This is a genomic window from Rhizobacter sp. P2_H3 (genome assembly GCF_056403355.1).
Window position 1 is genome coordinate 1 of sequence record NZ_JBFUFQ010000174.1, and the last position, 12,345, is coordinate 12,345.

General features: G+C 70.0%; 15 protein-coding genes and 2 pseudogenes. 5 read left to right on the forward strand and 12 right to left on the reverse strand.

Annotated elements, in window-relative coordinates; genetic code table 11:
• From AC1D1T_RS23985 to AC1D1T_RS24005, 5 genes and pseudogenes are all read right to left on the reverse strand, one after another.
• Nucleotides 1-393, reverse strand: a pseudogene (locus tag AC1D1T_RS23985) (hypothetical protein); the annotation flags it as partial.
• Nucleotides 384-1,436, reverse strand: coding sequence for a vWA domain-containing protein (locus AC1D1T_RS23990; RefSeq protein ID WP_465112231.1), 1,053 nt, complete (start codon nucleotides 1,434-1,436; stop codon nucleotides 384-386). The gene AC1D1T_RS23990 and the pseudogene AC1D1T_RS23985, both read right to left, overlap by 10 nt.
• Entirely contained in the window at nucleotides 1,433-2,332 is a 900-nt protein-coding gene (locus AC1D1T_RS23995) for a hypothetical protein (RefSeq protein WP_477826048.1), read from the reverse strand. The genes AC1D1T_RS23990 and AC1D1T_RS23995 overlap by 4 nt, the downstream gene beginning before the upstream one ends.
• Nucleotides 2,325-3,173: a DUF58 domain-containing protein gene (locus tag AC1D1T_RS24000; protein ID WP_477826047.1), complete on the reverse strand. Its 849-nt coding sequence runs from the start codon at nucleotides 3,171-3,173 to the stop codon at nucleotides 2,325-2,327. The genes AC1D1T_RS23995 and AC1D1T_RS24000 overlap by 8 nt, the downstream gene beginning before the upstream one ends.
• Before the next feature lie 2 nt (nucleotides 3,174-3,175).
• Nucleotides 3,176-4,198 (reverse strand): AAA family ATPase, encoded by a 1,023-nt coding sequence (locus AC1D1T_RS24005; RefSeq protein ID WP_477826046.1) that lies wholly within the window; start codon nucleotides 4,196-4,198, stop codon nucleotides 3,176-3,178.
• 285 nt (nucleotides 4,199-4,483) lie between these two features.
• On the opposite strand from AC1D1T_RS24005, the gene pqqA reads away from it, so the two are divergent.
• The 5 genes from pqqA to pqqE all read left to right on the forward strand — a co-directional run bounded on the left by pqqA (nucleotide 4,484) and on the right by pqqE (nucleotide 7,730).
• Complete coding sequence (gene pqqA / locus AC1D1T_RS24010; RefSeq protein ID WP_082004224.1) at nucleotides 4,484-4,558, forward strand: pyrroloquinoline quinone precursor peptide PqqA; 75 nt, start codon at nucleotides 4,484-4,486, stop codon at nucleotides 4,556-4,558.
• A 68-nt stretch (nucleotides 4,559-4,626) separates the two neighbouring features.
• The gene (pqqB, locus tag AC1D1T_RS24015) at nucleotides 4,627-5,547 is read left to right on the forward strand and encodes a pyrroloquinoline quinone biosynthesis protein PqqB (protein WP_477826045.1); all 921 of its coding nucleotides are present in this window, start codon (nucleotides 4,627-4,629) and stop codon (nucleotides 5,545-5,547) included.
• 6 nt (nucleotides 5,548-5,553) lie between these two features.
• Nucleotides 5,554-6,312 (forward strand): pyrroloquinoline-quinone synthase PqqC, encoded by a 759-nt coding sequence (pqqC, locus tag AC1D1T_RS24020; protein WP_477826044.1) that lies wholly within the window; start codon nucleotides 5,554-5,556, stop codon nucleotides 6,310-6,312.
• On the forward strand, nucleotides 6,309-6,584 hold the full coding sequence (gene pqqD / locus AC1D1T_RS24025) for a pyrroloquinoline quinone biosynthesis peptide chaperone PqqD (protein WP_047502342.1): 276 nt from the start codon (nucleotides 6,309-6,311) through the stop codon (nucleotides 6,582-6,584). Before pqqC ends, pqqD begins: the two co-directional genes overlap by 4 nt.
• Nucleotides 6,585-6,587: 3 nt before the next feature.
• Nucleotides 6,588-7,730 carry a pyrroloquinoline quinone biosynthesis protein PqqE gene (gene pqqE, locus AC1D1T_RS24030; RefSeq protein WP_477826043.1) on the forward strand — a complete coding sequence of 381 codons (1,143 nt, stop codon included), beginning with the start codon at nucleotides 6,588-6,590 and terminating at the stop codon, nucleotides 7,728-7,730.
• Nucleotides 7,731-7,737: 7 nt separating this feature from the next.
• Here pqqE and AC1D1T_RS24035 read toward each other — a convergent pair whose 3' ends face one another.
• The 7 genes and pseudogenes from AC1D1T_RS24035 to xoxF all read right to left on the reverse strand — a co-directional run.
• Complete coding sequence (locus tag AC1D1T_RS24035) at nucleotides 7,738-8,283, reverse strand: SRPBCC family protein (RefSeq protein WP_477826042.1); 546 nt, start codon at nucleotides 8,281-8,283, stop codon at nucleotides 7,738-7,740.
• 20 nt (nucleotides 8,284-8,303) lie between these two features.
• On the reverse strand, nucleotides 8,304-9,293 hold the full coding sequence (locus tag AC1D1T_RS24040; RefSeq protein WP_477842408.1) for a YncE family protein: 990 nt from the start codon (nucleotides 9,291-9,293) through the stop codon (nucleotides 8,304-8,306).
• A complete protein-coding gene (locus AC1D1T_RS24045) occupies nucleotides 9,269-9,634 on the reverse strand; it encodes a hypothetical protein (protein ID WP_477825655.1) in 366 nt (121 codons plus the stop codon). The genes AC1D1T_RS24040 and AC1D1T_RS24045 overlap by 25 nt, the downstream gene beginning before the upstream one ends.
• Complete coding sequence (locus AC1D1T_RS24050) at nucleotides 9,631-10,293, reverse strand: hypothetical protein (RefSeq protein WP_477825656.1); 663 nt, start codon at nucleotides 10,291-10,293, stop codon at nucleotides 9,631-9,633. Before AC1D1T_RS24050 ends, AC1D1T_RS24045 begins: the two co-directional genes overlap by 4 nt.
• Before the next feature lies 1 nt (nucleotide 10,294).
• Entirely contained in the window at nucleotides 10,295-11,197 is a 903-nt protein-coding gene (locus tag AC1D1T_RS24055) for a substrate-binding domain-containing protein (RefSeq protein WP_082004199.1), read from the reverse strand.
• Entirely contained in the window at nucleotides 11,194-11,577 is a 384-nt protein-coding gene (locus AC1D1T_RS24060) for a c-type cytochrome (RefSeq protein WP_047502797.1), read from the reverse strand. The genes AC1D1T_RS24055 and AC1D1T_RS24060 overlap by 4 nt, the downstream gene beginning before the upstream one ends.
• Nucleotides 11,578-11,684: 107 nt before the next feature.
• Nucleotides 11,685-12,345: pseudogene (xoxF, locus tag AC1D1T_RS24065) on the reverse strand (PQQ-dependent ethylene glycol dehydrogenase XoxF); the annotation flags it as partial.

The following is a 12,345-nucleotide window of genomic DNA, read 5'->3' on the forward strand; positions in this document are numbered from 1 at the left end:
GCGCAGTACCTCGCGGTAGCCCTCCTTGGCCAGCTCCAGCAGCGGGATCGCGAGACCCGGCTGCGTGCCGGCGCGCGCGACCAGCGCCTGGCGCACCAGCAGGTTCGCGCTGTTGAAGCGCGCCGCCTGGCCGAGCGCCGAATCGCCCTGCAAGGCGCGGTAGCGCTTCAGCGCGTCGTCGGCCGCACCGCTGGCAGCCTGCGCATGGGCCAGCGCGAACTGCAGCTCGGCGGGCGGCGTGCCGCCCACGGCCACCGGCGGCTCGGCGGCAATCGCCGCGTTCCACCGCTGCAGACGCCACAGGTGCACGCCGTCGACCAGCGCCGCCAGCGCCGCGAAGGCCAGCACCGCGATCACGGTGCGCGTGCGCCGCTGCGGGGTCATCAGGCCCATCGCCTGATCTCCAGCGCCTGTGCGCCCAGCAACAGCAGCACGCACAGCAGCGCGATGCCGTGGGCATAGGGCGACAGCTCGCGCCGCGGCACGGTGTCGAGGTAGGTGATCGGCAGGTTCTCCAGCCGGTTCACGTCGTCGATCGCGGCCTGCAAGGCCTTGTCGTTGTCGGCTTCATAGGCGCGGTACGGCGTGCCCAGCGACTGGAAGAAGCGGTGCAGCTGGTGTTCGGGCACGGTGTCGGCGGCGCCCAGCGGGTCGCCGGCCTCGGCGTTCAGCCCGGGGCTGTTGGCCGAGCGCAGGTAGAACCAGTTGATCGCGGTGCGGTGCTTGCGCGCCGCGAAGGCGATGCGCTCCTGCGTCGCCTCATCGAGCCGGTCGCCGCCGTCGGACACCAGCATCACGATGCGCGAGCCGGTGTAGGGCCGCTCGTCGAAGAACGACAGCGCGTCCAGCAGCGCGAGGCCGATGTTGGTCTCCGACAGGCCGCGCCCGATCTCGCCGGCCGCGATGGCCGCTTGCACCACGTCGTTCTTCTGCGTGAACTCGAGCACCCGCATCGGCAGCGTGCTGAACACCACCAGCCCGAAGCGGTCGTCGGGCCGGCCGGTCACGAAGGCCGACAGCAGCCGGCGCGCGACCTTGCCCTTCGCATCGCGCGAGCGCCCCGGCGACAGGCTCATGTAGTAGTCGAGCGCCTCGGGGCCGGTGCCGCGCGGCTTGGCCGCGCCGGCGGCGAGGCGGGCGCCGGCGAAGCCCTCGTCCATGCTGCGGCTGCGATCGAGCACGACCACGATCTCGGCGCCCTGGCCGACCCGTTCCACCGTGTACTCGGGCCGGTAGGCGCCGGCCATCGCCAGCACCAGCAGCGCGAGCGCGAGCACGGCCGCGCCCTTCAGCACGCGCTGCAGGGCATCGGAGGCGCGGTCGCGCGGCAGCAGCGCGACCCAGGCGTTGCGCACCGGCTGCGCGGCACGCGCCCACCACGGCAGCAGCGCCAGCGGCAGCAGGCCCAGCAGCCACGGGTGGTCGAAGTGGATCACGCGGCACCTCGCTCGGCATCGCGGCACTTGCGGCAGAACTCGAGCAGCCAGCGGCTGTCGTTCGCGGCCGCCGGGCTGTCGGCGAAGAACTCGCGCCGCGACTGCTGGAAGAACGCGAGCAGCTCGGCGCGTAGCGCGGCATAGCGCGGCTGCGCGGCGACGAAGCGGTCGACGCCGTGCTCGAACACCACTTCGCCGGCCGTCCGGTTCAGCGCCTCGTGCACGCGATGGAACGCGGCCCGCCGCTCGGGCGCCGGCGCGTCGGCCGGCAGGTGGCTGAGCTGTCGCCACGCACTCGCGAACGGCCGCCGGCGCCGCGACCACCCCGGCAGGATGAGGTAGATCTGCGCGAGGTACGCGAGGCATAGCAGCAGCACCGCGCCGCAGGCCAGCAGTCGGCGCTGCGCCGGGCCGGTGTCGAGCAGCGGCGGCGGCAGGTCGGGGCGCAGTTCCCCCAGGCCCTGGCGCGGCGAGGCCTCGACGGGCACCAGCGGCGACACCGTCACCGGCCAGGCGTCGACGCGCAGCGCCTGGTCGCGCCCGTCGCCCTGGAAGCCGAGCGAGAACGGCGCGATCTCCAGCGTGCGGACCTCGGGCGGCGCGATGAACACCTGGTACCGCAGCTGCAGCACGAGGCGGGTGCCGCCGGCTTCGGACGTGCTGCGGCGCGACACCGCCTGCAGCTCGATCGCCTTGCCGCGCACGCCCGGCCGCGGCAGCGTGGCCTCGTCGAGCACGAAGCCTGCGGGGATGTGGACGATGAGCTCGCGCTCGACCAGGTCGCCCACGTGGTAGCCGAAGGCGCGCGGCTCGACGGTGCTGGCGCGCAGCGTGCCGGCGGCCGGCGCGACGCCGCTGCACGCGATCAAGGCCAATGCGACCAGACTGTCACGCATGGAAGTGCCGCGTCACCGCGTCGGCATCGAAGGCACCCTCGATGAACAGCGGGTTCAGCCGCTGCGCGCGGAACGCCTGCAGCAGTGCCTCGCGCCGCTGCGCCTGGTGCCGCTGCCATTGCTCGCGCAGCGCGGGCCGCCACCACACCAGGCGCTGGCGGCCGCTCTCGGGGTCGAGCACCTGGGCCAGGCCGCGCGGGGCGGCCAGGCTGAACTCCTGCGGGTCCCACAGCAGCACCGGCACCAGGTCGTGGTGCGCCAGGCTGGCCAGCACGGCGCGGACTTCGTCGACCGGCCAATGGAAATCCGACAGCAGGAAGACCAGCGACCGGCGCTGCGGCAGGTGGCGATGGGCCTCGCGCAGGCCGTGCGCCGAGCGGCCGCCGGGCTGCAGGCTGCGCAGCGTGCGCGTCAGCTCGCCGGCGGCGGCGCGCGAGCGGCTGGGGGGCAGCAGCAGGTCGCTGCGCACCTGCTCGTCGCAGGCGACGAAACCGAAGCTGTCGCCGGTGCGCCAGGCCGACCACGCGAGGCTGTCGACGAAATCGGCCAGCACGCCGAGCCGGCGCTGCGCGCCTTCGAAACCCATCGAGGCCGACAGGTCGGCGACCACCGCGACCGGGATCGACTTGCGCTGGCTGTAGACGCGCACCGACCACTGGCCGAACGGGTCGCGCAGGCTCGCATGCAGGTCGAGCCGGCGCGGGTCGGGCGCGTCGAGCAGCGAGGCATGGCCGCGGAACTCGAAGCCGCTGTCGCCGCGGCGGCTGCGGTGGTGGCCGGGGAAATGGCCGAGCGCCGCGCTGCCGATGCGGTAGTGGATCTCGGGGGTGGGCTGCGCCATGACTAAGGCGCCGCCACGCTCGCGAGGATGCCGCTCATCAGCGGCCCGGAGATCTCCTGCCGCCGCATCTCGTACACCGGCTGGTAGCACAGCCGGTGCGCGATGGTCTCGACGAACACCGCCTGCACGTCCTCCGGCGTCACGAAATGGCGGCCGTCCAGCCAGGCCGCCACGCGCGCCGCGCGCAGCAGGTAGCTCATGCCGCGCGGGCTGGCGCCGGCCAGCATCAGCTGCGCGGTGTCCAGCCCGGAGACCTTCACGCCGTACTCCACCGGCACCGCGGTGGCGCGCCACAGCCCGAGCGCATAGTCCTGCAGCGCCTGCGAGGCCTGCACGCTGCGCTGGATCGCCTCGGCCACCTCGTTCAGCGCCTGGTGGTTCAGCATCGCCGCCGGCAGCTCCTCCAGCAGCCGGTCGGTGTCGTGGTAGCGCGGGTTGAACATCAGCTCGCGGCGGTAGTCATCGCTTGCCGGCGCATCGATGGTCACCTCCATCATGAAGCGGTCGCGCGCGGCCGACGAGATCTCGAAGGTCTCCTCGCGCTCGACACGGTTGCGGTCGGCGAACACCACCAGGTGGGGGAAGCGGAACTCGCGGTTGAAGGCCGACACGCTGCGCTCGGCCATCACGCGCAGCAGCAGCGAATGCACCTGGGGGCGCGCGCGGTTGATCTCGTTGAAGAAGAAGATCGCCAGGTCTTCGCCATGCCGGATCAGCGGCCCCGGCTCGACCGCCGGCCGGCCCTCGGCGCTGATGTAGGTGTAGTACACGAGGTCGTTGGGCATCAGGTCGATGGTGCCCTCGGTGCGCGCGAAATCGCCGCCCAGCACCTGCGCGAAGGCGCGCAGCAGGGTGGTCTTGCCGACGCCCACGTCGCCCTGCAGCAGCACGTGGCCGCGCGCGAACACCGCCATGTTGACGAGCCGGATCACCCGCGCCTGACCGATCACCGCCTTGCCCACCTCGGCCTCGACGGCCAGCGCGCGTTCGCGCCAGTCGCTCAGCAGCGCGTCGTTTCGGTCCATGCGGTGCGTCTCCATGTGGTTCGACGCAACTCGGGTGGCGCGCCGGCCGCGGGACAGTCTGCGTCAGCCATGGGACGGCCGGACAGGGTGGCCTGCGCACCGGGGCTTCTTGGCAAGAGGCATGCCCGCAATCCCCCTGGCATCGATTCATGAAAATCGCCAGTTCGCATTCATGATCACCCGACTGGAGCGATCGCGGTTCGCAGGCCACCATGCAGGACGGGACCCAGAGGCCCCCGCAGTTGCCGACCGGCGCTGTGAGTCCATCGACAAGGAGATCTCTTCATGACCTGGCAAACACCGACCGCCACCGATTTCCGCTTCGGCTTCGAAATCACGATGTACGTCGCGGCCCGCTGATCGCGGCGTTTCGTCATCCTCGCCGGCACGCCGGGTTCGCCCGGGGTGCCGGCCCCAATACCTTCAGCATGCGCATCACAGTCCTGGGCTCGGCCGCCGGCGGCGGCTTTCCGCAGTGGAACTGCAACTGCGCCAACTGCGCCGGTGTGCGCTCGGGCTGCGTGCGCGCGAAGCCGCGCACGCAGTCGTCGATCTTCGTGCGGCCCGACGATGCGATCGACGGCGTGCTGTTCAACGCCTCGCCCGACATCCTCGAGCAGATCCGCAGCCACCCTGCGCTGCAGCCCGCGCGCGCGCTGCGCGACACCGCGATCGCCGGCGTCGTGCTGATGGACGGGCAGATCGACCACGCGACCGGGCTCTTCATGCTGCGTGAGCGCAGCTCGCCGTTGCCGCTGTGGTGCACCGACCCGGTCGACGAGGACCTGACCCATGGCAACCCGGTGCTGCGCGTGCTGTCGCACTTCTGCGGCGTGCAGCGGGAGCGCATCGGGCTTGACGGCGCGCCGTTCAGCGTACCCGGCGTGGCAGGCCTCGCCTTCAAGGCGCTGCCGCTGAGCAGCAAGGCTGCACCGTACTCGCCGCACCGCGAAGCGCCGGTGCCGGGCGACAACATCGGCATGACGTTGATCGACACGGCCCGTCGCAAGACGGTGTTCTACGCGCCTGGTCTCGGCGAGATCACGCCGCCGGTGTTCGACGCGATGGCGAGCGCCGACGCGGTGATGGTCGACGGCACCTTCTGGACCGACGACGAGATGAAGACGCTCGGGCTCAGCAAGAAGTCGGCGCGCGACATCGGCCACCTGCCGCAGTCGGGTGCGGGCGGCATGGTCGAGTGGCTGGGCCGCCTGCCGGCGCGCACGCGGCGCCTGCTGATCCACATCAACAACACCAATCCGATCCTCGACGAGGACTCGCCCCAGCGTGCCGAATTGCAGCGCGCCGGCATCGAGGTCTGCGAGGACGGGATGACGATCGAGGTCTAGAGAGCCATGACGATGCGCGCAGACATCTTCAAGGAAGGCCGCCACCCCGCCGAGGCCGGTCCGCCGGCCTGGAGCCGCGACGAGTTCGAAGCGCAATTGCGCGAACGCGGCAAGTCGTACCACATCCACCATCCGTTCAACGTGATGCTGAACACCGGCAAGGCGACGCCCGAGCAGGTGCGCGGCTGGGTGGCGAACCGCTTCTACTACCAGATCGCGATCCCGATCAAGGACGCTGCCGTGCTGTCGAACTGCCCGGACGCCGCGGTGCGCCGCGGCTGGGTGCAGCGCATCCTCGACCACGACGGCTTCGAGCTCGGTGGCGTGAAGGATGCCGGCGGCATCGAGGCCTGGCTGCGGCTTGCGCAGGCCGTGGGCCTGACACGCGAGGAGGTGCAGGACCTGCGCCACGTGGTGCCGGCGGTGCGCTTCGCGGTCGATGCGTACGTGGACTTCGCGCGCCGCGCGCCGTGGCAGGAGGCAGTGTGCTCGTCGCTGACCGAACTGTTCGCGCCCGAGATCCACAAGCAGCGGCTGGCGACCTGGCCGGAACACTATGGCTGGATCGAAGCCGAGGGGCTGAGCTACTTTCGCAACCGCCTGAGCCAGGCGCGGCGCGACGTGGAGCAGGGGCTCTCGATCACGCTGGACCACTTCGCGACGCGGCCGCTGCAGGAGCGTGCGCTGGAGGTGCTGCAGTTCAAGCTCGACATCCTGTGGGCGATGAACGATGCGATGGCCGTTCGATACGGTGTCACGTCATGAGTGCCTTGTCGACGGCGACCCAACCGCGCGTCGGTCCCGGCTTCCGGCTGCAATGGGAGCCGGTGCAGGACTGCCACGTGCTGCTCTACCCCGAGGGCATGGTCAAGCTCAACGGCAGCGCCGGCGAGATCATGAAGCGCTGCGACGGCCAGCGCAGCGTCGCCGCGATCGTCGAAGACCTGGAGACGGCGTTCTCGGCCAAGGGCCTCGAGCCCGATGTGCTGGCCTTCGTCGAGATGGCCGCGAAGCAGCGCTGGCTGGCCTGGGACTGAGCGATGAGCGCCGTGCCGTCATCCCGACCCGGACCGCCGCTGTGGCTGCTCGCCGAGCTGACCTACCGCTGCCCGCTGCACTGCGTGTTCTGCTACAACCCGGTCGACTTCGCGCGCCAGGAAGACGAACTCGACACCGAGGGCTGGCTGCGCGTGCTGCGCGAGGGCCGTGAACTCGGCGCGGTGCAGTGCGGCCTGTCGGGCGGCGAGCCGCTGCTGCGCGACGACCTGGAGGTGATCGTCGCCGAGGCGCACCGCCTGGGCTACTACACGAATCTGCTGACCTCGGGCGTCGGCCTCACCGAGGCGCGCGCCGCAGCGCTGAAGGAAGCGGGCCTCGACCACGTGCAGCTGTCGTTCCAGGACTCGACGCGCGAGATGAACGATTTCCTGTCGCACACCAAGACCTTCGGCCTGAAGAACAAGGTGGCGCAGATCATCAAGGCCAACGGCTGGCCGATGGTGATGAACGTGGTGATCCATCGGCTGAACATCGACCACATCGACCGCATCATCGGCATGGCGGCCGAGCTGGGGGCCGAGTACCTGGAGCTGGCCAACACGCAGTACTACTCGTGGGCCTTCCTGAACCGCGACCAGCTGCTGCCGACGCACGAACAGCTGCGCCACGCCGAACGCGTCACCGACGAATGGCGCGTGCGCCTGGGCGACCGGATGCGGCTCTTCTTCGTCGCGCCCGACTACCACGAGGGCAAGGCGAAGAAGTGCGTCAACGGCTGGGGCAGCATGTTCCTGACCGTCGCGCCCGACGGCACCGCGTTGCCGTGCCACACCGCGAAGATGCTGCCCGGCCTGGCGTTCCCGAACGTGCGCGAGCACAGCATTCGCGACATCTGGTTCGACTCCGAGGGCTTCAACCGCTACCGCGGCACCGGCTGGATGAAGGAACCGTGCGCGAGCTGCGACCAGCGCGAGGTCGACCTCGGCGGTTGCCGCTGCCAGGCGTACATGCTGGCGCATGACGCGGCTGCCGCCGACCCGGTGTGCAGCAAGAGCCCGCAGCACCACCTGGTGCAGGCGGCGGTCGAACGCGCCGCCACGATCAACGTGAAGACCGTGACGGAACACCCTCTCGTGTTCCGCGACCCGGTCAACTCGCGGCGACTCAGCCCCAAGCCTGCGTGAGCAGGCGCTACCGGGTCTCTGCCAAGGTCTTCAGGTTCGCCAGCCCGCTCTGGTAGACCCCGGTGATGGCCTTCACGGCGGCATCGTCGTTGCGGTCCGGCGGCGGGTCGTTCTGCGGGTAGCCGCGGTAGAAGGCGCCACGCCATTCGACGATCGACTGCTTGCCGCTCGCGGTGACGATGATCGTCGAGGTGTAGTTCGTCACCGGCAGCGCGCCGCCGTCCTTCGCGCGGTAGCTGTACTTCATCGCCGCGTCGTCGTAGCCCTCCAGCGTCTCGATCAGCTCGCCGCCGCCCTTGACCTTCAGCGAGCGCACCGAGCCGACCTCGTTGCCCTGCGACGCCGGGCTCTCGGCGATGGCCGGGTGCCAGTCCTTCAGCGCATCGAAGTTCCGGATGCGGGCCCACACCGCGGCCGCGGGCGCATCGATGGTGATCTTCTCGACCACCTTCTGGCGCGTCGGGCCGTGGCCCTCGCCGGTCAGGGGCATGACGCCGAGCATCGCGGTCGCGGCGAGTGGCGCGAGCCAGCCGCCAGGCAGTTTCATGGGCATGACATCCTCCTTGCGTGGGGTCAGGGTTCGGGGGCGCCGATGAAGGCGCCGAAGCCGCGGCTGTTGCGGCCGGTGGCGATCTGCCGCAACGCCTGCCCGCTGGCGGCGTCGAGCACGCTGACGTTGTCGTCCATCCAGTTCACGACGTAGACCCGGTCGCCGTGCGCCGCCACGCCCTCGGGGTAGCCGAAGCCGCCCAGCGTGCGCAGCGGCTTCAGCGATGCGGCGTCGATCACGCTGACGCTGTCGTCGTGCTGGTTGGTCACGTACAGCAGCGCGCCGCCCAGCGCGAGCGCGGCGCCGTAGGGCGCCTTGCCGGTCGCGATGGTCGCGATCACGCGCGGCGCGTGGCGGTCGCGCACGTCGATCACCGACACGTCGTCGCTCTGCACGTTGAGCGCATACAGCCGCTCGCGCGCCGCATCGAACAGCAGCGCGAACGGGTGGCTGCCGACCTTCACGCGCGCCAGCACGCGGCGCTCGCGCACGCCGACCACGGCGACGCTGTCGTCGTCGCGCTCGGCCACGAACACGGTGTCGTTGTCGGCGTGCGCCGCGACGCCGGCCGGCGCCCGGCCGACCTCGATGCGGGCGAGCGGCGCCCGCTGCGAGCCGCTGCCGGCCGCATCGAACACCATCAGCCGGTTGGCATACCAGTCGGCCGCGAACAGCAGCCGGCCGTCCGGCGAGGCATCGATGCCCACCGGCCCGTCGCCGGCCGCCAGCGTGCCGACGACGCGCTGCGCGCGCATGTCGATGACCGAGATGTCGCGGCTGTCGGGGTTGGAGACGAACACCCGGCCGGCGCGCGAGGCCGCCACCACGCCGGCCGGCGAACGGCCGACGTCCACCGTGGCCACCACCTGCTGCGACGCGAGGTCGATCACCGACACGTCGTTGCTGCCCTGGTTGGTGATCCAGGCGAAGGGGGCCGCGAAGCTGCCGCCCGCGAAGCCTGCCAGGCCCGCCAGCAGCGCCGCCGCGGCTACCTGGCGTCGTTGATGAAGCACGCCTTGTGCACCTTGGTTTCCAGCTCGCGGTAGCGCTTGATCTGCGGCTTGACGGATTCGTTGTCGCGCAGCGCGCCGCCGCGCTCGCCGCCGATCGACATCGCGTTGACCACCGTGATCATGCCGACGTAGTCGTCGTACGGCACCTCGCCGGCCATCGCGTCGATGGCGCACGAGCACTTGTTGATCATCTCGAAGTGCGGGCCGGGGTGCGTGCGCATGCACTCCTGCACGTAGATCACGCGCTCCGACGTGGGGAAGTCGTTCGCCGCGGCGGCAACAGGGGCCAGCAGCCAGGGCAGGGCGGACAGGCACAGCAGGCGGTGCAGCGGGTTCATCATGGTGTGGCCCCTTCGATCATCAGTTCTTCGGTGAGCAGCGGCGGCGCATCGGCCGTGGCCGCCGCGATCCGGGTGCGGATGCCCAGCACGCCGCCCGGTACCGCATCCGACAACAGGAAGCGGTATTCCTTGTCGGCCAGCTTCTCGTAGCGGTAGCGGTTCGGGTCGTCCCGGTAGGGCTTGAACGAGACCTCGCGGCCCGCGACGGTCTTGCCGCGGTAGCGGAACGAGGCCGGTGCGACCGTCGCGCCCTGGTAGACCGTCATGCGGATGCGCTTGCGGAAGTAGTTCTCCGGGCCCTGCGTCAGCCGGTGCATCTCGCGGATGTCGTGCTCCAGGAAATACAGGATCACCGGGTTGGCCTTCGCGTTCTCGACGTCGGGCAGGGCGAGCCGGCGCGGGCCGCTCAGGAACTCGCCCTTCGACGCGCAGCAGCTGCCGTCGGCCTGCTTGCTGAACGACAGCACCACGCTGTCGTCGAAGCCGCCCTCCAGGCTGCCGGCCTTGCGGAAGCTGTAGCGCAGCGTCGACGGCGGCTGCAGGGTGGACAGCTGGTCGGCCAGGAAGATCGCCTGCTCGGCCGCGGAGAAGTCCTGGGCCGCGAAGCCGGTGGACGGCAGCATCGCCGCCAGCGCCACCCAGAGTGCAGCGGTGTTCACCTCAGCGCGCCGGCTTGCCGGGCGCGGGGTCTTTGACGCTGAAGGATTCGTCGACGACCGGCACGCCGTAGTCCTTCAGGATGGCCTGGATCGCCGCCTGCTGCGAATCGATCAGGCCCTCGACCTTCTGCTTCCACTCGCGCTCGCCGTAGCGCACGCCCATCGCCATCTCGTAGTCGAAGCGCACGCCGGGCTCCGATTTCAGCGGCACCACGGTGAGCCGCGGCGACTTGACGCGCTGCGCGAAGTAACCCGCGATCGGCCCCCACACGATGGCCGCGTCGATCTTGCCGGCCGCGAGGTCCTTCTCGATGATCTCGCCCGGGTACTGCTGTGGGTCGGCGTTCATCATCGGGTAGGGCACGCCGCGCTCGACCAGGCGGTGCAGGCTCAGCCAGTCCGAGGCCGGCGAGCGGTCGTAGACGCCGATGCGCAGCTTGCCCAGGCGGGCCGGGTCGAGCTTCAGGAAGTCGTCGCCCGACTTCACCTGGTCCAGGCCCTGGCCCTGTGGGAACACGAGCGCATAGGTGGAGCGGTAGTAGGGCTTGGTCACCGACACCTGGTCGTAGCCGACCGGCACGCCCATCACGATGTCGCACGGGTAGTCCTGCCCCGGCAGCTTGTAGCGCAGGGTGTTGCGGATGAAGGCCATGCGCTGCGGGAACGAGTAGTACTCGACCGGCAGCCCGAGCGCCTTGCCGAACACCTCGGCGATGCGGTTCTCGATGCCCGCGCCCGCGACGTTGGAGAACGGCAGGTTGTTCGGGTCCTGGCACACGCGCAGCGCCTGGCGCGGCGGCGGCTTGTCGGCGTCCTGCGCGGCGGCGGGCGGGCACGCGGCCACGACCCCCCAGGCCAGCGCCAGCGCCCGAGCCACCACGGACGTGCGGGTGGTGTTGTTCATTTGGCCGGCTCGACCTTGGCGCGCGTGATGGCGCCGTCGGACCGTCCCTTCAGGTAGGCATACAGGTCGTTGATGTGTTCCTTCACCTGCTGGCTTTCGCCGAAGCTCGGCATGCCCTTGGGCAGGCGGCCTTCGGTGACGGTCTTGACGAACTCGTCCTGGCTCAGCGTCTTCAGGCTGTTGATCAGCGAAGGCCCGACCAGGCCCTCCTGGTTGGCGCCGTGGCAGCGGTCGCATGCAGCGGCGCGCCAGGTCCGGAAGCCTTCCATGGTCTTGGCGTCGACCTTGTAGCCGTCGACCACGGTATAGGGTTTGTCGTCGGCCAGCACGCTCACGGTGAGGCATGCCAGCACGGCAAAGACACACTGCTTCAATTTCATCGAATCATCCACCGTCAAGAGAGTGGGATGGCATCCCCCGGGGTGCCATCCCTGTTCCCAGGTTGTCTCGATTCTTCTTCTTGCTTCTTGGGTTCGATTCCTGCCGATCAGTTCGGCAGGGCAAACACCGTCAACGAACCACCCAGTTCGGTGTACTGGGCCAGTTCCTTGTAGCCGCCGACGGCGCCCAGGCCATCCTGGTCCTTCTCGAGGCCTGCGGCCATGCCGATGCCGGCCCAGCCGCCGATGCCCGAGAACACGCCGATGTACTGCTTGCCCTTGTGCTCATAGCTGAACACGTTGCCGATGATCCCGGAGGGCGTCTTGAACTTGAAGAGCTCCTTGTTGATGTCCTTCTTGTCCACGCACTTCAGGTAGCCCTCCAGCGTGCCGTAGCAGCTGAGCCCGCCGGCGGTGTTGAGCGCGCCGCTCCAGACCGAGAACTTCTCGGCATGGCTCTGCACGATCTTGCCGGTGCCGGCATTCCAGGTGATGTAGTTGCCCATGCCGCCGTGGCTGCCCGGGGCCGGGAACATCGACAGCGTGGCGCCGACATACGGCTGGCCGGCGGTGTACTCGACCTTGAACGGCTCGTAATCCATGCAGACGTGGTTGGTCGGCACGTAGAAGAGCTTGGTCTCGGGGTCGTAGGCGGCAGGCTGCTGGTCCTTGCTGCCGAGTGCCGCCGGGCAGATGCCCTTGGTGTTGACGTCCGCCCCGTTCTGCGCGGTCGAGTACTTGGAGACGACCTGCGGGCGGCCCGTCTTC

Excerpts from the sequence above, each read along its gene's own strand:
- AC1D1T_RS23995 (WP_477826048.1), bottom strand. The coding sequence starts at position 2,332 with ATGCGTGACAGTCTGGTCGCATTGGCCTTGATCGCGTGCAGCGGCGTC.
- AC1D1T_RS24000 (WP_477826047.1), bottom strand. The coding sequence starts at position 3,173 with ATGGCGCAGCCCACCCCCGAGATCCACTACCGCATCGGCAGCGCGGCG.
- AC1D1T_RS24005 (WP_477826046.1), bottom strand. The coding sequence starts at position 4,198 with ATGGACCGAAACGACGCGCTGCTGAGCGACTGGCGCGAACGCGCGCTG.
- pqqB (WP_477826045.1), top strand. The coding sequence starts at position 4,627 with ATGCGCATCACAGTCCTGGGCTCGGCCGCCGGCGGCGGCTTTCCGCAG.
- pqqC (WP_477826044.1), top strand. The coding sequence starts at position 5,554 with ATGACGATGCGCGCAGACATCTTCAAGGAAGGCCGCCACCCCGCCGAG.
- pqqD (WP_047502342.1), top strand. The coding sequence starts at position 6,309 with ATGAGTGCCTTGTCGACGGCGACCCAACCGCGCGTCGGTCCCGGCTTC.
- pqqE (WP_477826043.1), top strand. The coding sequence starts at position 6,588 with ATGAGCGCCGTGCCGTCATCCCGACCCGGACCGCCGCTGTGGCTGCTC.
- AC1D1T_RS24035 (WP_477826042.1), bottom strand. The coding sequence starts at position 8,283 with ATGCCCATGAAACTGCCTGGCGGCTGGCTCGCGCCACTCGCCGCGACC.
- AC1D1T_RS24045 (WP_477825655.1), bottom strand. The coding sequence starts at position 9,634 with ATGATGAACCCGCTGCACCGCCTGCTGTGCCTGTCCGCCCTGCCCTGG.
- AC1D1T_RS24055 (WP_082004199.1), bottom strand. The coding sequence starts at position 11,197 with ATGAACAACACCACCCGCACGTCCGTGGTGGCTCGGGCGCTGGCGCTG.
- AC1D1T_RS24060 (WP_047502797.1), bottom strand. The coding sequence starts at position 11,577 with ATGAAATTGAAGCAGTGTGTCTTTGCCGTGCTGGCATGCCTCACCGTG.